The sequence below is a fragment of the Bacteroides sp. AM37-9 genome, from assembly GCF_003603455.1.
Classification (GTDB): domain Bacteria; phylum Bacteroidota; class Bacteroidia; order Bacteroidales; family Bacteroidaceae; genus Bacteroides; species Bacteroides xylanisolvens.
In genome coordinates, this window is record NZ_QTNF01000039.1 from 12128 (window position 1) to 37715 (window position 25588).

Genomic DNA, 25588 nt, shown 5'->3' on the forward strand with positions numbered 1-25588 from the left:
ATATTTGATTTACGCTAATTGATTCGTATATACTTACCTGCAATATCGCAAGTTCTTAATATCTCGGCATTATCTTCACCGAAAGCGATTAGGATACTACCGCAACCGGGAGAATCCCCACGGGTTCCATCCGGTCGAAAGAAGCGAATTCGATTTCGTAGAAACTTCATTGCCGTTGCTTTCTCAAATATGACATCCTGGAACATCTTACTATCACAGCGGTTGAACAACAGCGCAATGCCATTGCCATGTTGTGCCAGTTTACGGACAAATTGTTCAATAAGTGGACGGGAGTAAGGTGGATTTAGCCAAACACGACCTGCCCATTCTTTAGTTAATCCGTCATGTTTTTTGTTGTACATGGTTTCTGCCGTTTGCCAAAGCGGTTTAACCGGAGCGCATGGATCTAAATCGAACTTTCCCAATGCGTCTATAATTTCCTTTGGCGTGTACCATTCATCGGTGGTATTAACCGACTTCTCAAAAGATGTATTCATTTCTCTTTTGTTTTACGTTAATTACTCCCTATTCTCCTTGCATTTCTTGCAGAGATAAAGCCCTGCATCTTCATCTCTACCCTCTGATTTCCACATATCAGACATACAATTATCACAATATGTAGCCTCGCTTTCGTCTTCACATGCTCCACAAAAGTTCTTTCCCTCAATCTCGTAATAACAACCTTCGGAATAACTATCATACAATCTCTTACACACGTCACACATTTCTATCGAATCTGGTAGTATGGGGAAGTGTTCTTGTAGATACCAAATAACAGTACTTGATTGCTCTGGAGTAAGTTTAACTTTATACTCATCACCTAAAGAAATTCCTTCTGGAATATCACCCTGCAAAAAGGAATGAAACTCTTGAATCCATTCTAAATCGCTCCAATCACGATTAGAATTATTCTTTTGAAGTTTAATCTCATTCTTATTCATTTCTAAATTGTTATTAATCTTTCTTACTGTGATACTCAGGGGTAAATATCAATGCCAATAATACCCATACACTTTTTGTCACCCACAAGGAAAATCCTATTAGAGAGAAAAAAGCAACATAAATCAATGCGATACCTATATCTTTCATTACTATCTTGGCTTGAATTATAGTAGCCCGAAGGCTACTAGATTAAACATCTCCCCACAGTGTCTTTGCGAGTTCGTATTTCTTTTGTAATTCATTTACTTCTTTCTTTGCATAAGTAAGAGCATAAGAATGACTACGCGGGCACTTTCCCGATTTAACGGCTTCGTGATATTTTTGAGCAACTTCAAGTTTATGCTCGTAGAAATCAATACTCTCCGGCATGGATAAATTGATTGTATTTGCACGTTGTTCCCAATATTTAGCTATCCTTTCGTGCTCGGCTGCTTTTTCGTCAAACTGAACACTTTTACCCATATTGTTCCATGCATCATCTATCGCTTTTCTGTGTCGCTTCTCGCTATGATGTCCCACTTTGATAGGTTCACCTAGAGAAAGAAAATCCTTATCTTTATTGGACTTGTTGTAATATTCACTACTTTTCTGTACAGCAGATATAGCCCATTCATGACGACGTTCAGCCCTTTGTTTAGCCCACTCTTGCACATTAAAGCCATCAGCCCGTACGATTGAGTAATAATAGAATCCATCACGTTCGTAAATGAGGTTGAAAACAATACATTCATTTTCTTTTCCATACTTGGTTGTAACCTCGATTACTTCTCCTTTTTCATGTTTTTCACTACATTTTGCAAGAAAAACATTTGGTACATATTTACTATACGTATTCATAGTGCCTATAATTATTGATTAAAAACTTCTTTGTGTACTTGGTTAATTGTTCCATTGATTATTAATGATCCTTTGGTAACACGAATCTTGTTACCTTTCTCTTGAACTTGGTAGCCCGCTTTTTTTAGCCGATCTATTTTCTGTTGTGGCTCCATTTTAAAACCCCTCATCATCATAATCTGTATCAAATATTCGTGCAACCATATCGACGATATTTTCCTCAATGTCTTCCGTAGATCCGGTTACTGCATTAGCGATATTTTTCTTCTCTTGAATTATGCGATAAACTTTTTCATCAATAGTTCGCCGACCAAGAAAGTAGTAACAGGTAACAGAGTCCTTTTGCCCGATACGGTGTGCCCGGTCTTCGCACTGACAACAATCGGCGTATGTCCAAGGGAACTCAACAAAAGCGACATTACTTGATGCAGTAAGCGTTAAGCCAACTCCAGCCGCTTTAATAGAGCAAATAATAATATCTGTCTTAGGATTATTCTGGAAGGCATCAACAGCTCTTTGCTTTACATCTTGGGAATCTCTTCCGGTAACTGACACAGCAGTGGGAAAGTAACGTTTCAGTTGGTCTACAACCTCATGAAGAGAACAAAAGAGGATTATTTTCTTTCCATTCTCCCGGAAGTCTTTCACAAATTCAATAACATCGCGTACTTTTCCACGTGCGGAGATCTGCCGAAGAATATTGATACGTACCATGACTTCACCACGCAAAGCCTTTTCAATCTTTTCATCGTCGGCATCCTTATATTTCTGTAGATACATAATAAGGTCACGTTCGGCATCTACGTACTCCTTACGATTAGTAATTTCACATGTGTTTACTTGACGTATTTTATCCGGAAGATCTGTAAGAACTAGTGACTTTTCACGTCGAAACATACAGTATTTCCATAGGTTGAAATTTAATTCTTTCAAATTTGACGCTTCTCTTTGACCTGAACAGTATCGGTTAACAAAAGGCTTATAACCTCCAAAATCTTCCATACGATTCAATATTGCTAGCTGTGGAATCAGGTCTTTTGGCCTGTTGACAACTGGGGTTCCAGTCAATTCGATAATCCATTCTTTGCCGGTGCATATCCCTTTACAGAATTTAGCCTGCTGGGTAGATGCAGATTTACAACGATGACTCTCATCAATGATAACTGATTTGAATAAGTTGATTGAGTTTCTAAATTCTACATCTCGTAGCGTCCAGCCTTCGGACTTCTTTATACGTTGTACAAAGTACTTTTTTAAAGACTCATAATTGACTATAAATACCTGATGCATTCCTGTTTGAAAGAAAAAAGTCCAAGTATCACGTACTTTATCAGTTAAGATCATTGCTTTTTTGTCCGTAAACTTCTCCCATTCACGCATCCAGTTTATTTTTAATGAAGAAGGACAAATAACAAGACAAGGAAAAGCACCAGCGATATTAATTGTTGCAATACTCTGCAATGTCTTACCGAGTCCCGGTTCATCACAGTTCATAAACCGTTTTAATTCTAATCCTCGAGCAATGCCTTTAAGTTGATAAGGATAAGGTTGAATTTTAAGATTATGAGGAATGACCAGCTCCGGAAGTTCCGGAATATCGTAAACAGCTTCTTCTTCCCTTTTTTCATTGCCACTAAGCCAGTTTATATTCTCAAATTGCTGTATTTGATAAATCATCCTTTCAAGATCAACTCTACTCCTAGTCGGAATAATCCAAACTTTTCGGGTACCGTCAAAACGTCTTCCAGGAATCTGCCTGATCCGATCTACGATAGAAGGTTTATACTTGAAAGATAATTCAAAATTATCTCCTTTTAATTCGATATTCATGATTTAGAGTATTTTGTAGGGGGAATTATCCCCCTATAGTGATTGGTGTTATGCAGTTGCATCTAAAGGAGCTGGAGCTTCTATTTGCTTCTTTCGCCCTCTTTTTTTAGGTTTATCTTCAATTATAACGGCTTCTTCCGGTTCGTCTGTATCAAAATCAAGACGTTCCTGTCTGACTCCCCATTTCTCTTCAAACAGATAACTCTCAACTTCTGCGTCACAAGCTGCCGCATCAATGCTCAATTCTTCATAGTAAGGATAGTCTGCATCAAGGAGAGGAACGAAGATTTTCAGATCAACAACTTTGCCGGACTGAAGTAATTTAGCCCCCATAATAGTAATTCCAGACACACCATCGACGCTATCGTTTGCATAGCCGGTTATGATGTAATTTTCAAGAATCTCTGAATAACCAGGAGACGTAAAACTATCCTTATTAATATTGGCAGCTTCCGGCTGTTCGCATAATACGACAAGATGTAATTTAAGACGATTAAATGTCTCTCTTAAGTCACTATGAATGATCTGATCGCAGTTCTTGCTAATTACATTCGTGTAGTTTGCTTCCGAAAAACGTTCATTGTACACTACATTCAAGCGGTCCTTTTTAATAATCGCTTTCTTGATTTCATTTTTTGCTTGTTCCATAATCTTCTTTAGTTGATAAAGTGATAATACTAAACGTTGATACAACTCCCATTACGGCAGCCGTAGTTATTTCTCTAGTTGTAGCATCTTCTCTTTGAGAGAAAGATAATGCCGTAAACAGGCCGATAACGGATATTCCGATTGTGACTCTTCTTAGATTTTTCATGATAATTACTTTTTGTTGTTAAACATTCCGGACATTTGCATTTCTGCCTTAGCTTTACTTATTACAGTTACACACCACGATAATTGATGTGTTGCCGTCCGATTGCAACGTTCGCACCAATCAACTAAGTATCTCTCTTCCCGACATAAAGAATTGACTAGAGCATTTATCGCTGTCGCTGTTGCTTTCGCACTTTTTGCCGTGTCTACAAGCGTCTGCATGACCTCGGATTTCATTGCCTCATTGAGCCAATATTTTGAATCTGCGAGCAATTTTCCGGAGCGGGCAACATATACAGCTAAATCATTACCGCGTTGTACAGCTTCTGCTACATCTTCGCTCATAGTTATATTAAGGAATGAATCTATATTGGTTAATTCGGCCAATATTTGTTCTTTTGATGTAATAAGTAAATTCATATTGTTTTATGGTAAAATATAATCAGACCATTAATTGCCACCACTTAAAAGCAAGGTCCTCGTATTTCTCTTTTCCTCTGATGTATGAAGGGTGTTTCCGGTCGGTGATAAAATGCTTGAAGATTCTACAATTCTTCTTGCTGATAGCATAAATAAAATCTTGTTTGCTACCGGCTATATCCATATACCATGCCCGGGAGCGGTCCCAGTCAAAGAAATCTATCGCTTCATCGAATTGTGCCTGAGATTCTGCGAAGGTCGTTTTTAAATCCCCCCCAAAGTTGAAAGAAGACAACCACCAGTCCCATTTACACCGTGTATCGAGATGATAAACGAAGTCCCCATAAAAGAACTCTTGTTGTTTGTTAACCATAAACTTTTGTGTATCGGACTGTGCCAAAACGACAGCAAGAAATTGATCCTTTTCTGCTTCCTTCCGGAGAGCCTTACGCATTTCAAGCCCTAGTTCAAATTCGTCTTTCGTATACACATAATCGTCTACCATTAACTTATCATATCTTACACGCTCGTTTTCTGTAATAAGAGCATCTACAAGAGTTCCAAACTTGAATGCCTTCTCTTTATCCCCGTATTGAGCACGGGGATAAAGATAGTTCTTAAGCTCTGTCAGATCTGAATTGCTGACCTCCGGACGAGAGTAATATGAATCAGGATTTGACATGGCTATTTGGCTTTTACATCTGCTTCATATCGGATGTATTTTGATTCGATATGCTTTTGATCTTTACCGTTCGCCTGCTTCTCGCAATAAGTAATCATCTTTTTAAAGATTTTCTCCAGTTCTTCAACAGGCAACGTTTGACCTTCGTTTATCCACCACATCTGGAATATTTCTAAATATCCCTGCTGATGAAGTACAACAATCTTTTCTTTCACCTTGGCGTTAGTCGGTGGAGGAGCAATAGAAGCGGCAGCTTCCATAAAAAGACTACCAATAGAGCTTTGTTGTGCCTTCAGTGCAGCCTCTTGTTTTGCTGCTTCTTCCTCCTTTTTCAACTCTTCCATTCTTTTGGCTGCAGCTTCTTTTTCACGTTGTTTACGCAATTCTTCCGCTTTGGCAGCTTCCTCTGCATTAGCGAGACGAAGTTGTTCCAGTTCTGCAAGTTCCTTGCGTTTAGAGGGAACACGGTCGGTAAGGTCTTGCTTAACGCTTACAATCTTTGCCTTATACTGTTGAGCGTATTGCTCATATTTGCCCTCTAGAACTTCTCGGCGAATCTCCTGTTTTGTTTCTTGACTAATATAGTAAGTTGCAGAATCCGCACTAAACTTATCAAAATGAGATTTGGGATAATCGGTCTGAAAAACTGTGATTCCTATAACTTCACGATCGAAGTTTTCATAAGTCAAGTTGGAAAATATTCCCTGCAATTCAGAAACTTTACTTGAAAGATATTGATTGAAATAAGAAAGAAGGCTATCCCCTATTATCTGTCGATAGTTCGCTTTCTCTGTTTCAATTCTAGCTCTCTGTTCCGCTTCTCTCTTTCTTTTCTGTTCTTCTTCGTATTTAAACTTGGCATACTCATTGCGCTTTATCACAAGCTTTCCGGGAATTGTTGAAGGATCCTTAGGATCAATTTGTTTTTCTTGGGAGGTGAAAAAGGAACGTATTCTATCAAATATCTGCGTAATAGGTTTACGACGTTCATCCATATTTTTGAGTGTTACGCTAACCTTTTTCAAGTAGTCGGCTGTAGCCTGATCTATTGTTTCATTCATACCTTCTCCTTCGATAGTGTCAAGGAGAGCTTGCCCAGCTTCATTACACTTTTTGACAGAATTTGTATTCTTCCCCATTATATCTGGAAAAGATGACAGAATATTTTTTGCTTCGTCTATTTTGATTAACTCTGTTGCCATATTATTTATTTTAATCGGTTAGTAAGTATTAGAATCCACCGTCTTCATCATCATCGGAGACTGGCACCTGTACAGGTTCTGGAGCTTCCAGTTGTTTTTCTTCACCGAAAGGAATATTAGGATTATCCACAGCCTGAACGGGTTCATTAACCTTGTCTTCATCCACCAAGCCATAGTCGATAATTTCTTCCTCTTCTTGATCAGAAGCCATTATAGTAAACTTACCTGTACGCACCTTAGGATAAGCATCAAACGCATGTTTGATCATCTTATTCTCAAGGAACCCAGGGTCAATGCTTCCATTATTCGAAGTATAAAGTGCATTGGCTTTACCCAATTCACGTCTTTTAGTTTGATCGTTCCACTTCGAATTTGCTTTTTCACTATAATGTTTCAATCGTTCGATATCACCCTCCATTAACCATTGATAATCTACCGAGTTGTCATTTCGTACAATACGAATGAATGCAGCAATAACTTTGGTTGAAGTACGGGGGCATTGTGCTTCATACTCGATATTCTTTATACCATTAACTAAGGATGCTTTAAAATGATCTCCCTCATATACAACGACTGGATTATCCGCATACTTGATTTGCCCGGCACGCATACGCATTGTCAGTTCGCCATACCCTGTAACTGAAACATAGGCACGTTTTTCATAAATATCATATCCTTGTGCGTTCTTGTGTCCGGTTTTACTGCTTCTGCTAAGTATATAGCAAAGTGGATGTCCTGTTTGATCTAATGTAAGACCGTTGACTGCTATATCAAGAAAACAGCCATATAGAGACATCTTTGTCGAATCTGCCAAATCAGGATTATCACGGAGAAGTTTTTGAAAGTTGAATACTTCTTTATGATACATTTGCTCACCTTTATCTGTTCCCCAGATAGCATTGTACATTTGAACGAATTTTGCCTGTACATTTTCACTTTCGACAATTTTCGTTGCTGGAAGCGCATTTAGCTCTTCCACTTTTACTTCAATAATTTTACTCATAATTGTTTAAATATTAGCATTTTATTAATCTCCTTGATATACTCCACGTCTATATTCCTCCATTAAAAGAATATCTTCGGCCGTGGGCTCTATGCTTATATCTTTTTTATCAGGTTTAATCTCTACAGGAGTAGGAACATAATTCTTTTTCTGTTCTTCTCTTTCTGCAATCTGCTTTCCGATACTGTCTTGCAGAGCCTGTAACACTTCTGATGATTTCGGTATATATCTCATACAGCGATCTGCATTAATTGTTTGATAATGTTATCCGGAACTTTATTATGCAAATCCATCATTGCACTGGCTGTTTCCAATTCGGATCGTTTCACATAATATTTTCCTCTTTCCTTATTATTTGCCGGATAAAACTTAATCCAGGCTTTTTCGCGCCACTCTTTTATTAGGCGTTTTCCGTATATTTCTTCCGCTTGTGATATCGTTACTACTTCGGGGAGTAGTCCCAGCATCGTTAGCGTTTGCACCGTCCCAATTTTAATGCATCGGGCGACCATCATTTCGAAGCAATTTTCCATAATCTCTAATTAGGCTGTTTCCTATACTTTTGAATGGTGTTGAGCTGATTTTATTACTGAAACACATCTGCATCTCTATGCTATGCTGCCTGATTAATATTGATTAGAGTTCATATACTTCTTCTATTTTATTTCTTCGTATTCTTGCCCGTCGACTCCGGTTAAGATCGTTGTTGCAGTCAAATGCAATCTGAAAGGCAATAATTCCAAGAAACGAAAGAGCTACGATCGTTTTCTGCAATTGCTGGAAATCAATATTTAGAGCAAATGCTCTATTAGCCCACCAACTGCCTAATTCATTCAGTTTACTTGTTCCTGTCTTTTTGTAAGCTCTATCCAGTATTACGTTTACCGTCCCGTATGCAATATTCAAGAGATCCGCAATCTCTTTCTTTGCTTTACCACAAAAAGCGAGGCCAGCAATCTGATTTTCGCGCTTCGTTAGTTTAGCGTCAGCTTGCAGTTCCATGATGCAAAGTCTCTAGTTCGGCGGCAGCTTTGGAGACTCCTTTAGTAGCTTCCAAGGCTTCATTAGCCATTCTTACAGCGACATTCAATACTTTTGCTTTGTAGGTTGAGCGAGCAGAAGCCGGCTTATTATTAAGGATATTGTGCACTGTACCCTGTGAGCATCCTACTTCTTTCGCTATCTGCTTTTCGTATCCGTAAGGCAGATTTGCTTTGATAGTTTCTAATTGATTTTCCATATACATTATTATATTTATAGTTTCTAGTTCCCGGAAAGGCGGTCAAACCCGTCCGGGATTATATAGCTTATTCTTCCGTTTCTTTGTCAGTGAATGAATACTCTTCTTCTGCAATTCCGAAAGAAGAAAACAGTTCACGAATTTCATCTTTCAGTTCTTCGTCACCATCACACTCATATCCATCATTCATATCATAAGTTGGTAGTTCCCAAACATTGGTACTTGTTTGGTTCAGTTCTGTACGCAGCAAACTATATCTAATTGCATCCTTTGCCTTACTTGCTTCCTGTAATGAAACTTCTAGAATTGTCTTCATTTTCTTATTTTATTTATAAATGTAATCAGGTGAATTTTTATATCCATCAAACGAAATTCCAAACGCATCAAAATCACTCTCGCTTGCTAGTCTGATTTCATTCGGATTGTTGATCTGGAAATTGTTCTGCAAATTGGTTGTACCAATAGCTCCTTTCAGAGGTGAAGAATGTAGTATTTGAACTGAATCAGGCAATTCTGGTAGAATATACCCAAGCGTATGTTCTTTGTAAACCACTAATTTTATTTTTTCTGTCTTTACCATATCTATATATCGATTTAGAGTAAATAATCTATTTTGTTAACTTTATTGCCCTTTTATTTTGGCGTTATCATTGTTTTGCGTTAACTTTATAGTGCAAATATAGAATTAAAATCTACACATGTAGATATTTGCATAGAGAAATAATCTATATATTAAGAAAATTTAGGATTTAATGAAAGAAACAGTTAGAGATAGGCTACTCCAATTCATAAACGAATTAGGCATAAGCACAAGAATGTTCGAGCAGAATTGTGGTTTAAGCAATGGATTTGTCCGAAACACAGGAGAGTCTATAAGACGGAATAATTTAGAGAAAATATCTACAATCTACCCGGATTTGAATACAACCTGGCTATTGACTGGAGACGGAAATAAACTAAATTCTTCTGCGAAATCTATCACTTCTATTTCCTCTGAAATGCCTGCACCAAGCAAACAATCATCCAAAGGAATACCTTATTTTGACGTTGATGTTACTATGGGATATGATGAACTTCCCAACGATCAGACTAATATTCCTAATTACTATTTGCATATACCTGCATTTCAGAATTGTGATTGTGCGGTACCAGCTTATGGACGTTCTATGATTCCAGACATAAATGATGGTTCTATTATAGCTATTAAGGAAGTCAGTTTAGATAGTGTTCTTCCTGGAGAGGCATACCTTATTATAACAGACGAATACAGAACTGTGAAATATATCCGTAACTGCAAGGACAATCCTAATAAATGGCGTTTAGTTCCAAAGAACTTGGAAGAATTTGACGAGATGATAATAGACAAGACTAAAGTTCTTCGAGTATTCCTTGTAAAAGGGGTCATAACAAATAAAATTCTATAGTATTACAAACATAAAATTAGCCATGGATAAGAATTATAATAAATCAATAAAATTACATTGCATAACTTGTGGTGACGACTCTTCATTTGAATGCAATGATAATAAAAGTTATATCAAATGTACCAAATGTAATCGTGAATATTTTGGTGGCTATGATGAACTAGTAGAACTCAATCAAGCTTATATCACCCAAGAAATAGATACTATTAAAGAGGAAATAACATCTGATATACGGAATCAACTCATTTCTATATTCAAAAGAAAGTGATTACTTTTTATTTAAAAGCTTAGCTATCTCTTTTTCAAGATTATTTAAACGATTGATATTTTTTAGATTAATAAACACTGATCCAATGGAAATGGAAACAGAAAATATGCAAATTAAAATATTCATAATATTAAGTTTTATATAAAATATAATCAAGATGGAAATTTCAGATTGGATTTCATTAGGCAGTTTTATAATTGCAGCATTAGCACTTATTTATTCTTGGTATACAGGTAGGAAAATCCATAAATTGGATTTGATTATAAAGAAAAAAGAAATAGAAAAAAGAAGAACAGAAGAAGAAGAAAGTCAAAAAGCTTCTATTGAGTGCAATGTTATTAAAACCAGCAAAGGAGAAATGAATATTTTAAAAATTTACAACAAAGGACAAGCGAAGGCATATAATGTAAATTTTGCAATTCTTGATGATCCTGAGGAGAACATATCATTAAATATGCCAGACAATTATTTACCTTATCCAATACTCCTTCCCCAACAATCTTTTGAAGTGCGATACATATTGTTTCGAAGAAGGCCACATTTTACAATAAAAATAGAATGGGATGATGATTTTAAAAAAGGGAGAAATCAAACTCAAATAATTGATCTATAATTTAGCAACTATGGAACAAGATATACGTTGGTTACAAAGATATGATAGTTATTGCAAGGCATGCAAAAGAGTATTACTGGTTACGGAATCCGAAAGAAAACCCTATGAGTTAACCGAACTGGAAATGGAAGGTCTTGTACAAAGATTTGAATATACTTTCGAGTTGGCTTGGAAAGTTTTGCAGGATTTCTTAGAGTATAAAGGATATAAGGATATAACAGGTCCAAATCCTGTATTACAGAAATCATTTGAAGATGGTTTAATATCAGATCATGATGCTTGGCGTAGAATGTCGAAGGCTAGAAATATAACATCGCATACATACAATGATGGCAAAGCAAGTGAGATAGTCGAAAAGATTTACACTGAGTATTCTATACTGCTAAAACAATTAGCTGTTCGGCTTGGTTATGAAAGAAGTGAAATCACAGGATTATTCGCATAATATGTTTGGTTTAAGTAATGAAGTTATAAAAGATATTAGTGATGTATTAAAAAAACATCCCAATATTGACAAGGTATTAATATTTGGCTCTAGAGCTAAAGGCAACTATACCGAAGGATCAGATATTGATTTGGCCCTTATAGGGCAAAATATATCTTTCAATGAACTGTTGGATATAAATATTCAAATAGAGGACTTGGGATTACTATACAAAGTAGATATAGTTGATTACAGTAAGAATATAGGTACTCCTTTTGGCGAGCATATAGATCGTGTCGGACTGCTATTCTATGAGAAACAATGATCATATAACATCATGAAGTCCAGTTAATTGAAAATGTAGAATACACTAAAAGGCATCCTATTGGATACCTTTTACAATATAATTACATATATTTTCAATATACCTAATGGCAACCTCATCTAGCCCACCGTCATCTCGTTCATAGCAAAATGCATTAATGGAATTAGATGAATGTTTCATTGTATAATCAATATAATATTTGCGTAGTTTACGCATACGATAATTGTAAAGTAACTTTTTAAACATAACTTTTAATTTAAAATATAAATGGAACCAGAGAATACCCCAAAGGTAATAGAACTCAAGGAGTTTGTAGAGGAAGCAATTTCCCAAATCGTTGATGGTATAACAGCTGCTCAAAAAAGAGTTGAAACCAGTGGGGCTATTGTAAGTCCTCGGAAAAGTAACAGTAAGAACAATGTAGAAATAGAAGGAAAATTATACAGTGTTCAGAATATTGAATTCGAGGTATCATTGGCTAATATGTCCGGTGAAGGTGGAAAAGTTGGCTTTGGAGTTACTTTTGGTGCTTGGGGATTCGGTAGTAATACCAAAATTGAAGGACAAGCTAAGTCAGCTACAAATATAAGATTTAGTATACCTATTGTTTTTCCTTGTATAGATAATAAAGAAAACAAGAAAGTGCAAGTAGCCGGACGACAAAAAATAACCGGATAAACCAACAAATAAATATATGGAAGATAAAGACAAAACAATCGTTGCTCTCCGGCAACAGCTCCGGAAAGTACTGCGAGAAAACAGCGCCCAAAAGCAAGAAATTGCTTTATTGAATCATGAGTTAGAAAGGGCTAAAATAAAGCCCTCAAAATAGCGTTCTTTGAACTATCTTTGAAATGGTTAGCTCGCATCATTATAATTAACTGATATGTAGCTGAATATCCTTTATTATCACGCCGCTTTGGGAGCAGGGGGTCGTGGGTTCGAATCCCGCTACCCCGACGAAAAAGAAAACGCTGATAATTAAGTTGCAAACTTGGCTATCAGCGTTTTCTTTTTTACTCAAAAACTCCAAAAGCCATCGAAGAAACAACTAAACAAGCTAAAACAAAACAACTTATAAATTATTATTATGAAAAACATTTTATTTACACTTTTTGCTATTCTGATCTTAACTAGCTGTAGTAAAGATGATGATAACTGGATCGAGCTTAACGAAAACAATATCGTGGGTAATTGGTCGACAGGCATTAAAGGCTCGCATAAGTTTTTAAATTTCGGAGACGATGACAAAGGCTCTTTTGGAATTTATAGCAATGCAGATCCCATTTCTTTCCAAACGTTCAAATACAAAGTCGAAGATAGTAAGATTTACATCTATGATGTATTCCCAAAAGGTAAGTCACCATATTATTTGGACTGTAAAATATCAAATAATAAACTCAAAATTGAAAATGGTGAGGAATCTGGTACTTACGAAAAATTAGAATACTAACAACTTCCAAACTTAAAAATGCTTAGAATTGATCGTATAACAAAAAAATAATATTTATGAAAACAGCTTTTTTATTGGGCAGCATAGGATCAGGACTAATTCTATTATGCCACCTTTATTCGTTTGTCCAAATGATCATCATGAATCGCCCCGATTATTTGTATCCGACATATTACATCCAATCCATTATCATCTTCATAGCATGGACTTTGATTTTCATTTGCTTTATGATCGCTTACCAAAAACAAAATAATAAATCATGGAAGGATTAATACAATTTACAGGTATAGTGATGATTGCATTTGGAATACTGCAAATCATCCTTTTCTTTAAAATTTGGGGAATGACTAATAACGTCAAACGCATTTGGAAGAAAATAGATAATAAAGACTTTCTTTCCGATGCTTGTGTTTCTTATATAAAAGGCAACTTGGAAGAAACTGAAAGGTTGGCAAATGAAGCTTTTCTGCAGGAAGTAGCTTTGCTTTCTAAATCATCTGAATCTTATGAAGATTGGATCGATAATTATATAAAAATAAAAGAAAAATATACCCGTATCTTCAAGAAAATAGATAAGCCAGCTCCTGACTTTAATAAATACAAAGAACCGAAGATGTATCTACTTTAAGCAATAGAGAAAAAAATAAGGCTGACATAACAAGTATAAGCCTTATTTTTTTACATATATCCATATCACATATTCAAATAATACTCCCTCGTCAACGCTATATACTCCTCACTATACTGATGACGCGCCAATTCCGTCAACAGTTCTTCTATCACACACTCCCGATTGGAAAAAGAAAAAGCAATCAGCGTACGTTTTGGAATACCGCCGGGCTTAGTAATTACATTGAGCTGACGAATCGCATACAACTTATTCATAGAAGCTATCGCCTTTACCCGATCAACCACATCCGTCGGAATCACGACCGTAAAAAGTCCGTCTGCTGCCAATAACCTATTTACCCCTTCCAGCAATTCTTCGTAGGTTAGAGAATCATTGTGACGGGCAGCAGCCCTCTGCCGATCCGGACACTCCAACGAATCGACAAAATAAGGGGGATTTGAAACAATCACATCAAATTTATCCGAAGACCGGTATTTCTTAAAGTCAGCCTGCACCACTTCTATCCGCTCCTGCCAAGGAGAACGAGCCACATTTTCCCTGGCCTGTCCGGCCGCCGCCTCGTCTATCTCCAATGCCACAATCTTTGCGTCTGGCAAACTGCGTTGAGCCAACATTAAAGCCACCAAGCCCGTCCCCGTACCAATATCCAATATCCGGCGCGCGCGCTCAACCGAAGCCCAAGCTCCCAAAAGCACCCCATCCGTACCAACTTTCATAGCACATTGGTCGTGCCACACTGTAAATTGCTTAAATTGAAAATAAGGATTCGACATTTTATCCGTTTGTCTTAAAGCTGTTTTATTCTACTATTTTATTGCAAATCGCCAAAAATAAATAATAATTATGGAATACTCCCTCTACAAGCCGATATTTTGGCATTGTTTTTGTGTTTTTATTCTGCGCAGTGCTTTATTATTAGAGAGAATCAATTAACTTTGCAAACGATTTATGCATATCAGTATGACATAAACTAAATTAAAACGAAAAGATGAAAGAAAGATATTTATTGGAAGATGGAAGCGATAACGGCTTCTCGCTAATCACTGACTATGATGGGAACGATGAACAGGCATTTGATGTAAATGTGAAATCTGGTGAAATTCTTCCGGTACTCCCTCTACGTAACATGGTGTTGTTTCCTGGAGTATTCCTGCCGATCACAGTGGGCCGTAAGTCTTCTCTGAAACTCATACGAGACGCTGACAAGAAGCATAAAGATATTGCCGTAGTATGTCAGAGATCGGCACATACAGAGGACCCGAAGTTGGAAGATTTACACAATATCGGTACCGTAGGACGAATTGTGCGGATATTGGAAATGCCCGATCAGACAACGACTGTCATCCTTCAAGGAATGAAACGTCTGAACCTGATAAACATTATCGAAACCCATCCGTATCTGAAAGGTGAAATAGAACTTTTGGAAGAAGACATTCCAAGCAAAGACGATAAAGAGTTTCAAGCCTTGGTGGAAACCTGCAAGGACTTGACAATGAGATATATCAAATCGTCAGATGTGATGCATCAGGATTCGGCATTTGCTATTAAGAATATCAACAGTCCGATGTTCCTAGTCAATTTCATCTGCTCGAACCTGCCGTTCAAGAAAGACGAGAAGATGGACTTGTTAAGCATCCACTCATTACGTGAACGCACATATCACTTACTGGAAATCCTGAACCGCGAAGTGCAACTGGCAGAAATCAAGGCATCCATCCAAATGCGTGCCCGCGAAGATATTGACCAGCAGCAACGCGAATACTTCCTGCAACAGCAAATCAAGACTATCCAAGATGAACTAGGTGGCGGCGGCCAGGAGCAGGAAATAGAAGAAATGCGCCAAAAAGCAGAAAGAATGCGTTGGAACGCAGAAGTCAGGGAAACATTTATGAAAGAACTGGCTAAACTGGAACGCACCCATCCACAATCTCCGGATTACAGCGTACAGCTTAACTATCTGCAAACCATGCTCAATCTTCCGTGGGGTACGTATACAACTGACAATCTGAACCTTAAAAACGCAGAAAAGACGTTGAACAAAGACCATTACGGACTGGAAAAAGTGAAAGAACGCATTTTGGAGCATTTGGCTGTATTAAAGCTGAAAGGTGATATGAAATCACCGATTATCTGCTTATATGGCCCTCCGGGAGTAGGTAAAACATCTCTTGGAAAATCCATTGCATCTGCGCTCAAACGGAAGTATGTACGTATGTCTTTGGGCGGCGTACATGACGAAGCTGAAATCCGCGGACATCGGAAAACTTATATCGGCGCCATGCCCGGACGAATCATCAAGAGCTTGATTAAAGCCGGTGCATCCAATCCTGTCTTTATCCTGGATGAAATAGACAAGGTCAGCGCCGACCGTCAAGGCGACCCCTCTTCCGCATTACTGGAAGTGCTTGATCCGGAACAAAATACTGCTTTCCACGATAACTTCCTGGATGTAGACTACGACCTCTCAAAGGTATTGTTTATAGCAACAGCCAACAACCTGAACACAATCCCCGGCCCATTGCTCGACCGTATGGAATTGATTGAGGTAAGCGGATATATCACGGAAGAGAAAGTAGAGATAGCCCGTAAGCATCTGCTTCCCAAAGAGCTGGAAGCCAACGGACTTAAAAAGACAGCTATCAAGCTTCCCAAAGAAACGTTGGAAGCTATCATCGAGTCATATACCCGTGAGAGCGGCGTTCGTGAGCTGGAAAAGAAGATTGGTAAAATCCTTCGTAAATCAGCCCGTCAATATGCTACGGACGGTTATTTCGCCAAGACAGAAATCAAACCGTCGGATTTGTATGACTTCCTGGGAGCACCGGAATATACACGTGACAAGTATCAGGGAAATGATTACGCAGGCGTAGTCACCGGATTGGCATGGACAGCCGTCGGAGGCGAAATCTTATTTGTAGAAACGAGCTTGAGCCGTGGCAAAGGCGGACGTCTCACACTGACCGGTAACCTGGGAGATGTGATGAAAGAATCTGCCATGCTGGCACTTGAATATATCAAGGCACACGCTTCTATCCTGAATCTGGACGAAGAGATCTTTGACAACTGGAATATTCATATCCACGTTCCCGAAGGCGCAATTCCGAAAGACGGTCCGTCGGCAGGTATTACGATGGCCACCTCCCTGGCTTCTGCCCTGACGCAAAGAAAAGTGAAAGCCAACATTGCCATGACGGGCGAAATTACCCTTCGCGGCAAAGTGCTTCCCGTGGGTGGCATCAAAGAGAAGATATTGGCAGCCAAGCGTGCCGGAATCAAGGAAATCATCATGAGTGCCGAGAACAAAAAGAACATAGATGAGATTCAGGAGATTTATCTGAAAGGACTGACTTTCCACTATGTAAACGATATAAAAGAGGTATTTGCCATTGCGCTGACCAATGAGAAAGTGTCGGATGCTATTGATTTATCCGTTAAGAAACCCAGCCAGGAATGACATTTGAGTTACAATATACAGATACTAAAAGTAATGCCCGTGCGGGTCTGATTACCACAGACCACGGGCAGATACAAACACCGATCTTTATGCCGGTGGGCACACTGGGCACGGTTAAGGGAGTACATCTGACCGAATTGAAAGAGGATATTCAGGCGCAGATTATTCTGGGTAATACCTATCACCTCTATTTGCGTCCGGGACTGGACGTGATCGAGAAAGCAGGCGGACTGCACCGTTTTAACGGTTTCGACCGCCCGATGCTAACTGACAGCGGTGGTTTCCAGGTATTCTCTTTGGCCGGAATCAGAAAGCTGCGGGAAGAAGGAGCCGAATTTCGTTCGCATATCGACGGAAGCAAGCACGTCTTCACTCCGGAAAAGGTGATGGACATAGAACGCACCATCGGCGCAGACATTATGATGGCTTTTGACGAATGTCCTCCCGGTGACTCGGATTATGAGTATGCCAAAAAGTCATTAGGTTTGACGCACAGATGGCTCGACCGTTGTATACAACGTTTTAATGAGACGGAACCTAAATATGGTTACAATCAGGCTCTCTTTCCTATCGTGCAAGGTTGTGTCTATCCCGACCTGCGCAAACAATCAGCAGAGTTTATCGCGTCCAAAGGGGCCGACGGGAACGCTATTGGCGGTTTGGCAGTAGGCGAACCGGTAGACAAGATGTATGAAATGATCGAGATTGTTAATGAAATACTTCCCAAAGACAAACCTCGTTACCTGATGGGCGTCGGAACTCCTGTCAATATTCTTGAAGGAATAGAGCGTGGCGTGGATATGTTTGACTGCGTTATGCCTACACGAAACGGACGAAATGGCATGTTGTTCACCAAAGATGGCATTATCAATATGCGAAACAAGAAATGGGAAACCGACTTCTCTCCCATCGAAGCCGACGGAGCTTCCAGCGTAGATACGTTGTACAGCAAGGCTTATTTGCGCCATCTTTTCCATGCGCAAGAGCTACTGGCCATGCAAATTGCCTCGATACACAACCTGGCATTCTATCTGTGGCTGGCAGGAGAAGCAAGAAAACATATTATTGCCGGAGATTTCTCGACCTGGAAGCCGATGATGGTCAAAAGAGTATCAACTAGATTATAAGAAATGAAAAGCAATCGATTTATAAAACGGCTGGACTGGTATATCATCAAGAAGTTCTTGGGGACATACGTATTTGCTATTGCATTGATCATTTCTATTGCAGTGGTATTCGATTTCAACGAAAAGATGGACAAATTGATGGAGCATGAAGCTCCCTGGGATAAGATCATCTTTGAATACTACATGAACTTTATCCCCTATTTCTCCAATCTGTTCAGTCCGCTGTTCGTATTCATTGCTGTTATTTTCTTTACCTCCAAGTTGGCAGAGAACTCTGAAATCATCGCTATGTTCTCCACCGGCATGAGTTTTAAGAGGATGATGCGTCCTTATATGATTTCGGCCGCTATCATTGCGCTGACCACCTTCACGCTAAGTTCGTACGTGATTCCTAAAGGAAGCGTGACGCGTCTGAACTTTGAAGACCGGTATATCAAACCCAAGAAACAAAATTCGGTAAGCAATGTACAGTTAGAGGTAGACAGCGGGGTTATAGCCTACATTGACAACTATAACAACGCCATGAAAACCGGTAACCGTTTTTCATTGGATAAATTCGTTGACAAGAAGCTGGTCTCGCATTTAACTGCACGCCGTATCACTTATGACACTGCAACTGTTCATAAATGGACAATTCACGACTATATGGTACGCGAATTAGATGGTTTAAAAGAAAAAATCACTAAGGGAGATCGAATCGACTCTATTATCAATATGGAACCTTCTGACTTTCTCATCATGAAAAATCAGCAGGAGATGTTGACCAGCCCCGAACTAAGTGACTATATAGAAAAACAAAAGCGAAGAGGATTTGCCAACATCAAGGAGTTTGAGATTGAATATCACAAACGCATTGCCATGTCGTTCGCTTCTTTCATCCTTACCATCATCGGTGTATCGCTTTCATCCCGGAAAACAAAAGGTGGTATGGGGCTCCACTTGGGTATCGGATTAGGGTTAAGTTTTTCTTATATCCTGTTCCAAACGATTACCTCCACCTTTGCCGTGAACGGAAATGTGCCTCCTGCCATTGCAGTCTGGATTCCCAATATCCTTTATGCAGGTATCGCATTCTTCCTGTATCAGAAAGCACCCAAATAACCAGAAAGCAACAAATAAAAGGATTGCAAGCCTTCCGCAGTCTTCAGGAACTCGATCCGCAGACTGTCCCAAGGTTTCGGATATACCGCAGAAAGAAAGATATAAAAATAAGAAGTTCCGCCTATTCCTGCTAATGCAAGTGTAGGCGGAACTTTTTTGTTGTATCCATTTCCTCTTTTGTCTATTCTCCATTGTTTTCACCTGACGGTGATCCGGAAAATCCCTCTTTCTCCTTACATTCCTAAAATCGTTAACCGATTTCTTTTACATAAGCAGAAAGATCTGCAGCAGAGATGTTTTTGGCTATAATTACACCATTTCCATCCAATAAATAGTTAGTGAATCCCCGATTTAAACGGTATTTCTTAAATAATCCGGAATCCTCGCCTTCTGTTTCCACGAAACAAGTGGGCGTAACTATTTGATCCTTACGAACGGTTTCCTTAAATATTGACTGATATTCGTCAAATGAAACAGAAACCATTTCCACATTATGAGAAGAACGAAGCGCATTGCTTAAACTTACGTTTTGCATCCGGGACTGCGCGTCATAACTTGCCCAGAAACTTAGCAACACATATTTGCCTTTCAAATTTCCCAACTTAAAGGCGGGTTGCTCATTTGACGTAGATTCGATCTTAAAATCAGGGGCTACGTCGCCCTCACTCAAACCTCCGGTAGGTTTGTCTTTCTCAACGAAAGCGGTCAAGGAACAAATTAGTAATACAACAAAAATCCATTTTACATGCTTCATGTAATTCGGTTTTAGTTAATACTATCCGGGACTGTCCTTAAACAGTGGTTTCTTCCCGAAACGTTGTCTTTTCAGGCATCAGGCGAAGAGGAATCCGCTGATTATCAGAGCCTTTATTTTTGAAACCGGGTGCAAAGGTAAGTAAATATTAAATTAACTTCCAAGCAAATAAGCAAAAATCTCACTTTTTGGGTATAACTTTTTATGTTATTTAGCATAAAAACGAACTTTTTTCTCTACTTTTGCAGAGTTAAAGTCTATTTTTTATGCAACCATCAAATACTGAATTGATTCTGATTCGAGTTACCGGCGAAGATCGTCCGGGACTGACTGCTTCTGTGACTGAAATCCTTGCCAAATATGATGCTACGATCCTTGACATCGGCCAGGCAGATATTCATAATACATTATCGCTGGGAATTCTGTTCAAGAGTGAAGAAAGACACTCCGGATTCATTATGAAGGAACTCCTGTTCAAAGCTTCTTCATTGGGAGTGACCATCCGGTTTGAACCTATCACCACCGAACAATATGACAACTGGGTAGGCATGCAAGGAAAAAACCGCTATATCCTGACAGTATTGGGACGCAAACTTTCCGCCCGCCAGATTTCTGCCGCTACAAGCATATTAGCCGAACAGGGCATGAATATAGACGCTATCAAGCGTCTGACAGGTCGCATCCCGTTGGACGAATGTCAGACTGATACACGCACCCGGGCTTGCATCGAATTTTCAGTAAGAGGTACTCCGAAAGACCGCATTGCCATGCAGGAGAAGCTGATGAAGCTGGCCAGCGAACTGGAAATGGACTTTTCTTTCCAACAGGATAATATGTACCGCCGTATGCGCCGCCTGATTTGTTTTGATATGGACTCTACCTTAATCGAGACAGAAGTGATTGACGAACTGGCCATCCGTGCCGGTGTAGGCGACGAGGTGAAAGCCATTACGGAAAGCGCCATGCGTGGAGAAATAGACTTTACAGAGAGCTTTACTCGTCGCGTAGCCTTATTGAAGGGGTTAGACGAATCGGTAATGCAGGAAATAGCCGAGAACTTGCCTATCACAGAGGGTGTAGAGCGACTGATGTATGTATTGAAGAAGTACGGTTACAAGATCGCCATCCTTTCGGGAGGATTCACTTATTTCGGCCAGTACCTACAAAAGAAATACGGTATAGATTATGTTTATGCCAACGAACTGGAAATCATCGACGGCAAACTGACCGGACGTTATCTGGGGGATGTAGTAGACGGAAAACGAAAAGCCGAACTGCTCCGCCTCATTGCACAAGTGGAAAAGGTGGATATAGCACAGACCATCGCCGTAGGAGACGGAGCCAACGACCTTCCTATGCTGGGGGTTGCCGGACTAGGAATCGCCTTCCACGCCAAGCCCAAAGTGGTGGCAAATGCCAAGCAATCAATCAACACTATCGGACTGGATGGAGTGCTCTATTTCCTCGGGTTCAAAGATTCTTACTTGAATATGTAATTAGACCAAAAAATAGATTATCTTTGCTGACAAATAAAATAAAAGAATGAAGTTTTCCGAACTACAATTAAATGCAAATGTGCTTGAGGCGCTTGATGCCATGCGATTTGACGAATGTACGCCTATACAAGAACAAGCAATTCCAATCATACTTGAGGGTAAAGATTTGATCGCAGTAGCACAGACAGGGACAGGTAAAACAGCAGCGTTTCTGCTTCCTGTATTGAACAAATTATCTGAAGGTAAACATCCGGAGGATGCGATTAATTGTGTCATCATGTCTCCTACCCGGGAATTGGCTCAACAGATTGACCAGCAAATGGAAGGATTTTCCTATTTCATGCCGGTATCGAGCGTTGCTGTATATGGCGGAAATGACGGAATATTGTTCGAACAACAGAAAAAGGGACTCACATTGGGAGCTGATGTTGTCATTGCTACTCCCGGACGTCTGATCGCCCATTTGAGCCTTGGATATGTCGATCTTTCCAAGGTTTCTTATTTTATTCTGGATGAAGCAGACCGGATGCTCGACATGGGATTCTACGAAGATATCATGCAAATAGCTAAATATCTGCCGAAGGAACGACAGACTATCATGTTTTCAGCCACAATGCCGGCAAAGATACAGCAATTGGCAAATACGATCTTAAACGATCCGTCAGAAATAAAGCTCGCTGTTTCCAAACCTGCGGAAAAGATTATTCAGGCGGCATACGTCTGCTATGAAAATCAAAAGTTGGGCATCATACGCAGTCTTTTTATGGATGAGGTTCCGGAACGTGTGATTGTCTTTGCTTCTTCCAAAATCAAGGTTAAAGAAGTTGCCAAGGCGTTGAAATCAATGAAGCTGAACGTAGGTGAAATGCATTCGGACTTGGAACAGGCTCAACGGGAAACGGTCATGCACGAGTTTAAAGCCGGACGAATCAATATATTGGTAGCTACGGACATCGTTGCACGTGGTATCGACATCGATGATATCCGCCTGGTTATCAACTTCGACGTGCCTCACGACAGCGAGGACTACGTGCACCGCATCGGCCGTACGGCACGTGCCAACAATGACGGGGTGGCACTTACGTTTATCAACGAAAAGGAACAGAGTAACTTCAAAAGCATTGAGAATTTTCTGGAGAAAGAGATTTATAAGATTCCTATCCCTGAAGGATTGGGAGAGGCTCCGGAATACAAACCGCGTTCGTTCAACAAAAACAGGAACGGGAATTTCTCTAAAAGAAAAGATTTCCGGGGAAAAAGAAACAACGGAGGGAAGAAAAGCAACTACCCTGCGCCCAGACAGAAATAAAATCTGTATTTCCTTGTTTGGATAGAATCTGTATTTCTTATTTTGAGAAACCTGATTCCTATTTGGATAGAATGTAGAGACCTTATTTGGATGAGGTAATCTCCAAATCGCCTTTAAAGCTCACTTCCATATTTACAATGCTATATATGGAAGTTTCCGGAATGGCTAATACAGCTTGATAATGAAAACCATTCCGGTTTACTTTCACAAACTTTGTATCTGACAAAATTGATTGCGCCAGGAAATCCGCAGGAACCACTTTGTCGAACATCTGTTTGGTTATATCGCTGGCAAACAGGCTCTTTTTACCTTCGTACACACAGATGTGCATCACATTATCATAGTACACATTATCCATACTAATCCCGTCTTCGGAATAAGTCGTCTTGATGACTCTCATTTTAGATGGATTGATATATACGTATGCACGATAGCGAGTGCCGTTGTAAGTCACTACACTATCGCGTTTGGTTACTTCCGTATAAGTCGGAACCACAAGTTCCTGACGGACAAAATAGATAGAATCATTGAGGTCTTCGGATTTATGCAGTTTTATTACATTATCCGTAATGGAATGAAACCAAAATATATGTTCTCCCTGCTTATCAATCTTGTAATAAGTGGTATCATTTCCATAAGTGTAAAGAATGTCCCGCATTATTTTAAATGCAATGGGAGTACTTTGTGCGTCTGCATAGTAGATGGTATCTCCTTCCACACGCATCAACGGGCTCTCCGTTTCATCGTCCAGCCAAATTCCCTGCAGTAACTCTTTTGCGCTAAGATCCTCTTTCTCCTGTTGAAGAGAATGGGGACTCTTATTGCCGCTACATGCCGCGAAAAGGATTGCCATTAACGATACAGCCACATTTTTCATCATCTATCTTAGTTTTGTATAAAGATACTCCTATTTTTTTATTTACCAATACAATGGTAAACAAATCCGAGCTCTTCCATCTCTTTTTTATCATATATATTACGTCCGTCCAACACAATCTGCTGGGCCATCGTCTTCTTGATAACGGCCCATGAGGGCAGACGGAATTCTTTCCATTCGGTAACCAGCATCAATACATCAGCATCCAGCACTGCATCGTACATATCACAAGCATAATAGATTTTTTCTCCAATTCTACGCTTGCACTCTTGCACAGCAGCCGGATCGTATGCACGCACCCGACAACCAGCTTCCAGCAATTTATCGATCAGGACTAATGCCGGAGCCTCACGCATGTCATCCGTTTCCGGTTTAAATGCCAGCCCCCACAAAGCAACAGTCTTACCTTGCAAATCACCATTAAACTGTTTCTTTAGCTTCTCAAACAGGACGCTTTTCTGTTGTTCGTTCACTTCTTCCACAGCACTAAGCACCCGCATACTATAACCGTTCTGTTCCGCAGTCTTAATCAATGCTTTCACGTCTTTAGGAAAACAGGAACCACCATATCCGATGCCCGGATACAGGAACTTACGTCCAATACGGGTGTCCGAACCTATTCCGCTACGTACCATGTTCACATCCGCGCCAACGATTTCGCATAAGTTTGCAATATCATTCATAAAGCTGATACGGGTTGCCAACATCGAGTTTGCCGCATATTTAGTCATTTCTGCAGATGGAATATCCATGAAAATCACACGGAAATTATTCAATAAGAATGGCTTGTATAGTTTGGACATCAATTTTTCCGCACGTGCCGACTCCACTCCCACTACCACACGGTCCGGGCTCATAAAGTCACTGATCGCATTTCCTTCTTTCAGGAATTCCGGATTAGAAGCCACGTCAAAATCAACTTTCACGCCTCTCTTATCCAATTCTTCCTGAATAACCGCGCGAACTTTACTGGCAGTACCCACCGGAACGGTACTTTTGGTAACTACCAGTTTATATTGTTTCATATTGCGACCAATGGTACGGGCCACCTCCAACACGTATTTCAAATCAGCGCTGCCGTCTTCATCCGGAGGGGTGCCAACCGCACTGAATATAACTTCCACGTCGTCCAGACAACTTTCTAATGAGGTTGTAAACTTCAATCGCTTTGCTTTCATATTACGGAGCACCATCTCTTCCAATCCATTCTCATAAATCGGAATATTCCCCTTTTGCAAAGATTCGATTTTCTCTTTATTCGTGTCTACGCACGTTACATTCACGCCAATTTCGGCAAAGCATGTACCTGATACCAGACCCACATACCCTGTTCCCACGATTGCAATTTTCATACTTAATCTAT

33 protein-coding genes are annotated in these 25588 nt (G+C 39.6%); 13 read left to right on the top strand and 20 right to left on the bottom strand.

Going from position 1 to position 25588, the window contains the following annotated elements:
• Positions 1-14 precede the first annotated feature (14 nt).
• From DW862_RS21440 to DW862_RS21515, 16 genes are all read right to left on the bottom strand, one after another.
• A complete protein-coding gene (locus DW862_RS21440; RefSeq protein ID WP_120070348.1) occupies positions 15-497 on the bottom strand; it encodes a DNA N-6-adenine-methyltransferase in 483 nt (160 codons plus the stop codon).
• 21 nt (positions 498-518) lie between these two features.
• On the bottom strand, positions 519-941 hold the full coding sequence (locus DW862_RS21445; protein WP_120070351.1) for a hypothetical protein: 423 nt from the start codon (positions 939-941) through the stop codon (positions 519-521).
• A 190-nt stretch (positions 942-1131) separates the two neighbouring features.
• Positions 1132-1779: a DUF3560 domain-containing protein gene (locus tag DW862_RS21450; protein WP_117980180.1), complete on the bottom strand. Its 648-nt coding sequence runs from the start codon at positions 1777-1779 to the stop codon at positions 1132-1134.
• A 156-nt stretch (positions 1780-1935) separates the two neighbouring features.
• Positions 1936-3609 carry a DEAD/DEAH box helicase gene (locus DW862_RS21455; RefSeq protein ID WP_118029609.1) on the bottom strand — a complete coding sequence of 558 codons (1674 nt, stop codon included), beginning with the start codon at positions 3607-3609 and terminating at the stop codon, positions 1936-1938.
• A 48-nt stretch (positions 3610-3657) separates the two neighbouring features.
• Positions 3658-4257 (bottom strand): hypothetical protein, encoded by a 600-nt coding sequence (locus tag DW862_RS21460; RefSeq protein WP_117980182.1) that lies wholly within the window; start codon positions 4255-4257, stop codon positions 3658-3660.
• A complete protein-coding gene (locus DW862_RS21465) occupies positions 4238-4423 on the bottom strand; it encodes a hypothetical protein (protein ID WP_005681099.1) in 186 nt (61 codons plus the stop codon). Before DW862_RS21465 ends, DW862_RS21460 begins: the two co-directional genes overlap by 20 nt.
• Before the next feature lie 5 nt (positions 4424-4428).
• On the bottom strand, positions 4429-4842 hold the full coding sequence (locus tag DW862_RS21470; protein WP_008998696.1) for a hypothetical protein: 414 nt from the start codon (positions 4840-4842) through the stop codon (positions 4429-4431).
• A gap of 22 nt (positions 4843-4864) precedes the next feature.
• Positions 4865-5524 carry a PD-(D/E)XK nuclease-like domain-containing protein gene (locus DW862_RS21475; protein ID WP_120070355.1) on the bottom strand — a complete coding sequence of 220 codons (660 nt, stop codon included), beginning with the start codon at positions 5522-5524 and terminating at the stop codon, positions 4865-4867.
• A 2-nt stretch (positions 5525-5526) separates the two neighbouring features.
• Complete coding sequence (locus tag DW862_RS21480) at positions 5527-6726, bottom strand: hypothetical protein (protein ID WP_120070358.1); 1200 nt, start codon at positions 6724-6726, stop codon at positions 5527-5529.
• 28 nt (positions 6727-6754) lie between these two features.
• Positions 6755-7729 (bottom strand): recombinase RecT, encoded by a 975-nt coding sequence (locus DW862_RS21485; RefSeq protein ID WP_117980184.1) that lies wholly within the window; start codon positions 7727-7729, stop codon positions 6755-6757.
• A 24-nt stretch (positions 7730-7753) separates the two neighbouring features.
• Positions 7754-7963, bottom strand: a complete 210-nt coding sequence (locus DW862_RS21490; protein ID WP_117980185.1) for a hypothetical protein — start codon at positions 7961-7963, stop codon at positions 7754-7756.
• Positions 7960-8262, bottom strand: coding sequence for a hypothetical protein (locus DW862_RS21495; protein ID WP_005681105.1), 303 nt, complete (start codon positions 8260-8262; stop codon positions 7960-7962). Before DW862_RS21495 ends, DW862_RS21490 begins: the two co-directional genes overlap by 4 nt.
• A gap of 103 nt (positions 8263-8365) precedes the next feature.
• Complete coding sequence (locus DW862_RS21500) at positions 8366-8731, bottom strand: helix-turn-helix transcriptional regulator (protein ID WP_008998700.1); 366 nt, start codon at positions 8729-8731, stop codon at positions 8366-8368.
• Complete coding sequence (locus DW862_RS21505; RefSeq protein ID WP_005681107.1) at positions 8715-8969, bottom strand: hypothetical protein; 255 nt, start codon at positions 8967-8969, stop codon at positions 8715-8717. Before DW862_RS21505 ends, DW862_RS21500 begins: the two co-directional genes overlap by 17 nt.
• A gap of 67 nt (positions 8970-9036) precedes the next feature.
• Entirely contained in the window at positions 9037-9285 is a 249-nt protein-coding gene (locus DW862_RS21510; RefSeq protein WP_008998701.1) for a hypothetical protein, read from the bottom strand.
• 9 nt (positions 9286-9294) lie between these two features.
• On the bottom strand, positions 9295-9549 hold the full coding sequence (locus DW862_RS21515; RefSeq protein ID WP_008998702.1) for a hypothetical protein: 255 nt from the start codon (positions 9547-9549) through the stop codon (positions 9295-9297).
• 172 nt (positions 9550-9721) lie between these two features.
• On the opposite strand from DW862_RS21515, the gene DW862_RS21520 reads away from it, so the two are divergent.
• The 8 genes from DW862_RS21520 (at position 9722) to DW862_RS21565 (ending at position 14104) form a co-directional block, all read left to right on the top strand.
• Positions 9722-10393, top strand: coding sequence for a LexA family transcriptional regulator (locus DW862_RS21520; RefSeq protein ID WP_120070361.1), 672 nt, complete (start codon positions 9722-9724; stop codon positions 10391-10393).
• 425 nt (positions 10394-10818) lie between these two features.
• Positions 10819-11274, top strand: a complete 456-nt coding sequence (locus tag DW862_RS21530) for a hypothetical protein (protein WP_117980187.1) — start codon at positions 10819-10821, stop codon at positions 11272-11274.
• 10 nt (positions 11275-11284) lie between these two features.
• Positions 11285-11719 (top strand): nucleotidyltransferase substrate binding protein, encoded by a 435-nt coding sequence (locus DW862_RS21535; protein ID WP_117980195.1) that lies wholly within the window; start codon positions 11285-11287, stop codon positions 11717-11719.
• Position 11720: 1 nt separating this feature from the next.
• The gene (locus DW862_RS21540) at positions 11721-12023 is read left to right on the top strand and encodes a nucleotidyltransferase domain-containing protein (protein ID WP_117980188.1); all 303 of its coding nucleotides are present in this window, start codon (positions 11721-11723) and stop codon (positions 12021-12023) included.
• Between the two features lie 267 nt (positions 12024-12290).
• Positions 12291-12701: a hypothetical protein gene (locus DW862_RS21550; protein ID WP_049702751.1), complete on the top strand. Its 411-nt coding sequence runs from the start codon at positions 12291-12293 to the stop codon at positions 12699-12701.
• 16 nt (positions 12702-12717) lie between these two features.
• The gene (locus DW862_RS26070) at positions 12718-12855 is read left to right on the top strand and encodes a hypothetical protein (RefSeq protein ID WP_165861958.1); all 138 of its coding nucleotides are present in this window, start codon (positions 12718-12720) and stop codon (positions 12853-12855) included.
• Between the two features lie 258 nt (positions 12856-13113).
• On the top strand, positions 13114-13476 hold the full coding sequence (locus tag DW862_RS21555; protein WP_008022411.1) for a membrane lipoprotein lipid attachment site-containing protein: 363 nt from the start codon (positions 13114-13116) through the stop codon (positions 13474-13476).
• 259 nt (positions 13477-13735) lie between these two features.
• Positions 13736-14104, top strand: coding sequence for a hypothetical protein (locus tag DW862_RS21565; RefSeq protein ID WP_008640183.1), 369 nt, complete (start codon positions 13736-13738; stop codon positions 14102-14104).
• 65 nt (positions 14105-14169) lie between these two features.
• Here DW862_RS21565 and DW862_RS21570 read toward each other — a convergent pair whose 3' ends face one another.
• Complete coding sequence (locus DW862_RS21570) at positions 14170-14880, bottom strand: tRNA1(Val) (adenine(37)-N6)-methyltransferase (RefSeq protein ID WP_008640182.1); 711 nt, start codon at positions 14878-14880, stop codon at positions 14170-14172.
• A gap of 215 nt (positions 14881-15095) precedes the next feature.
• Between DW862_RS21570 and lon the strand changes: the two genes are divergently transcribed.
• Genes lon through DW862_RS21585 form a run of 3 tightly spaced genes read left to right on the top strand, consistent with a single transcriptional unit; the run spans position 15096 to position 19789 of the window.
• Positions 15096-17561: an endopeptidase La gene (gene lon, locus DW862_RS21575; RefSeq protein WP_008640181.1), complete on the top strand. Its 2466-nt coding sequence runs from the start codon at positions 15096-15098 to the stop codon at positions 17559-17561.
• On the top strand, positions 17558-18688 hold the full coding sequence (gene tgt / locus DW862_RS21580) for a tRNA guanosine(34) transglycosylase Tgt (RefSeq protein WP_004315350.1): 1131 nt from the start codon (positions 17558-17560) through the stop codon (positions 18686-18688). Before lon ends, tgt begins: the two co-directional genes overlap by 4 nt.
• Before the next feature lie 3 nt (positions 18689-18691).
• Positions 18692-19789: an LptF/LptG family permease gene (locus tag DW862_RS21585; RefSeq protein ID WP_004315349.1), complete on the top strand. Its 1098-nt coding sequence runs from the start codon at positions 18692-18694 to the stop codon at positions 19787-19789.
• 250 nt (positions 19790-20039) lie between these two features.
• Here DW862_RS21585 and DW862_RS21590 read toward each other — a convergent pair whose 3' ends face one another.
• Entirely contained in the window at positions 20040-20543 is a 504-nt protein-coding gene (locus DW862_RS21590) for a thioredoxin family protein (RefSeq protein WP_004315348.1), read from the bottom strand.
• A gap of 266 nt (positions 20544-20809) precedes the next feature.
• On the opposite strand from DW862_RS21590, the gene serB reads away from it, so the two are divergent.
• A complete protein-coding gene (serB, locus tag DW862_RS21600; protein WP_008017556.1) occupies positions 20810-22039 on the top strand; it encodes a phosphoserine phosphatase SerB in 1230 nt (409 codons plus the stop codon).
• A gap of 46 nt (positions 22040-22085) precedes the next feature.
• Positions 22086-23348 carry a DEAD/DEAH box helicase gene (locus DW862_RS21605; protein WP_008022427.1) on the top strand — a complete coding sequence of 421 codons (1263 nt, stop codon included), beginning with the start codon at positions 22086-22088 and terminating at the stop codon, positions 23346-23348.
• A gap of 82 nt (positions 23349-23430) precedes the next feature.
• Here DW862_RS21605 and DW862_RS21610 read toward each other — a convergent pair whose 3' ends face one another.
• Positions 23431-24228, bottom strand: a complete 798-nt coding sequence (locus tag DW862_RS21610) for a DUF4738 domain-containing protein (protein ID WP_009041063.1) — start codon at positions 24226-24228, stop codon at positions 23431-23433.
• A 35-nt stretch (positions 24229-24263) separates the two neighbouring features.
• Positions 24264-25577 carry a UDP-glucose/GDP-mannose dehydrogenase family protein gene (locus tag DW862_RS21615; RefSeq protein WP_004315344.1) on the bottom strand — a complete coding sequence of 438 codons (1314 nt, stop codon included), beginning with the start codon at positions 25575-25577 and terminating at the stop codon, positions 24264-24266.
• Positions 25578-25588: the final 11 nt, after the last annotated feature.

Coding starts and splice junctions, on each gene's coding strand:
- DW862_RS21530 (WP_117980187.1), top strand. CDS start 10,819: ATGGAAATTTCAGATTGGATTTCATTAGGCAGTTTTATAATTGCAGCA.
- DW862_RS21550 (WP_049702751.1), top strand. CDS start 12,291: ATGGAACCAGAGAATACCCCAAAGGTAATAGAACTCAAGGAGTTTGTA.
- DW862_RS21460 (WP_117980182.1), bottom strand. CDS start 4,257: ATGGAACAAGCAAAAAATGAAATCAAGAAAGCGATTATTAAAAAGGAC.
- DW862_RS21605 (WP_008022427.1), top strand. CDS start 22,086: ATGAAGTTTTCCGAACTACAATTAAATGCAAATGTGCTTGAGGCGCTT.
- DW862_RS21465 (WP_005681099.1), bottom strand. CDS start 4,423: ATGAAAAATCTAAGAAGAGTCACAATCGGAATATCCGTTATCGGCCTG.
- DW862_RS21515 (WP_008998702.1), bottom strand. CDS start 9,549: ATGGTAAAGACAGAAAAAATAAAATTAGTGGTTTACAAAGAACATACG.
- DW862_RS21485 (WP_117980184.1), bottom strand. CDS start 7,729: ATGAGTAAAATTATTGAAGTAAAAGTGGAAGAGCTAAATGCGCTTCCA.
- DW862_RS21535 (WP_117980195.1), top strand. CDS start 11,285: ATGGAACAAGATATACGTTGGTTACAAAGATATGATAGTTATTGCAAG.
- tgt (WP_004315350.1), top strand. CDS start 17,558: ATGACATTTGAGTTACAATATACAGATACTAAAAGTAATGCCCGTGCG.
- DW862_RS26070 (WP_165861958.1), top strand. CDS start 12,718: ATGGAAGATAAAGACAAAACAATCGTTGCTCTCCGGCAACAGCTCCGG.
- DW862_RS21475 (WP_120070355.1), bottom strand. CDS start 5,524: ATGTCAAATCCTGATTCATATTACTCTCGTCCGGAGGTCAGCAATTCA.
- DW862_RS21540 (WP_117980188.1), top strand. CDS start 11,721: ATGTTTGGTTTAAGTAATGAAGTTATAAAAGATATTAGTGATGTATTA.
- DW862_RS21610 (WP_009041063.1), bottom strand. CDS start 24,228: ATGATGAAAAATGTGGCTGTATCGTTAATGGCAATCCTTTTCGCGGCA.
- DW862_RS21495 (WP_005681105.1), bottom strand. CDS start 8,262: ATGGAAAATTGCTTCGAAATGATGGTCGCCCGATGCATTAAAATTGGG.
- DW862_RS21590 (WP_004315348.1), bottom strand. CDS start 20,543: ATGAAGCATGTAAAATGGATTTTTGTTGTATTACTAATTTGTTCCTTG.
- DW862_RS21450 (WP_117980180.1), bottom strand. CDS start 1,779: ATGAATACGTATAGTAAATATGTACCAAATGTTTTTCTTGCAAAATGT.
- lon (WP_008640181.1), top strand. CDS start 15,096: ATGAAAGAAAGATATTTATTGGAAGATGGAAGCGATAACGGCTTCTCG.
- DW862_RS21555 (WP_008022411.1), top strand. CDS start 13,114: ATGAAAAACATTTTATTTACACTTTTTGCTATTCTGATCTTAACTAGC.
- DW862_RS21520 (WP_120070361.1), top strand. CDS start 9,722: ATGAAAGAAACAGTTAGAGATAGGCTACTCCAATTCATAAACGAATTA.
- DW862_RS21570 (WP_008640182.1), bottom strand. CDS start 14,880: ATGTCGAATCCTTATTTTCAATTTAAGCAATTTACAGTGTGGCACGAC.
- DW862_RS21565 (WP_008640183.1), top strand. CDS start 13,736: ATGGAAGGATTAATACAATTTACAGGTATAGTGATGATTGCATTTGGA.
- DW862_RS21505 (WP_005681107.1), bottom strand. CDS start 8,969: ATGGAAAATCAATTAGAAACTATCAAAGCAAATCTGCCTTACGGATAC.
- DW862_RS21440 (WP_120070348.1), bottom strand. CDS start 497: ATGAATACATCTTTTGAGAAGTCGGTTAATACCACCGATGAATGGTAC.
- DW862_RS21500 (WP_008998700.1), bottom strand. CDS start 8,731: ATGGAACTGCAAGCTGACGCTAAACTAACGAAGCGCGAAAATCAGATT.
- DW862_RS21480 (WP_120070358.1), bottom strand. CDS start 6,726: ATGGCAACAGAGTTAATCAAAATAGACGAAGCAAAAAATATTCTGTCA.
- DW862_RS21445 (WP_120070351.1), bottom strand. CDS start 941: ATGAATAAGAATGAGATTAAACTTCAAAAGAATAATTCTAATCGTGAT.
- serB (WP_008017556.1), top strand. CDS start 20,810: ATGCAACCATCAAATACTGAATTGATTCTGATTCGAGTTACCGGCGAA.
- DW862_RS21470 (WP_008998696.1), bottom strand. CDS start 4,842: ATGAATTTACTTATTACATCAAAAGAACAAATATTGGCCGAATTAACC.
- DW862_RS21615 (WP_004315344.1), bottom strand. CDS start 25,577: ATGAAAATTGCAATCGTGGGAACAGGGTATGTGGGTCTGGTATCAGGT.
- DW862_RS21455 (WP_118029609.1), bottom strand. CDS start 3,609: ATGAATATCGAATTAAAAGGAGATAATTTTGAATTATCTTTCAAGTAT.
- DW862_RS21490 (WP_117980185.1), bottom strand. CDS start 7,963: ATGAGATATATACCGAAATCATCAGAAGTGTTACAGGCTCTGCAAGAC.
- DW862_RS21585 (WP_004315349.1), top strand. CDS start 18,692: ATGAAAAGCAATCGATTTATAAAACGGCTGGACTGGTATATCATCAAG.
- DW862_RS21510 (WP_008998701.1), bottom strand. CDS start 9,285: ATGAAGACAATTCTAGAAGTTTCATTACAGGAAGCAAGTAAGGCAAAG.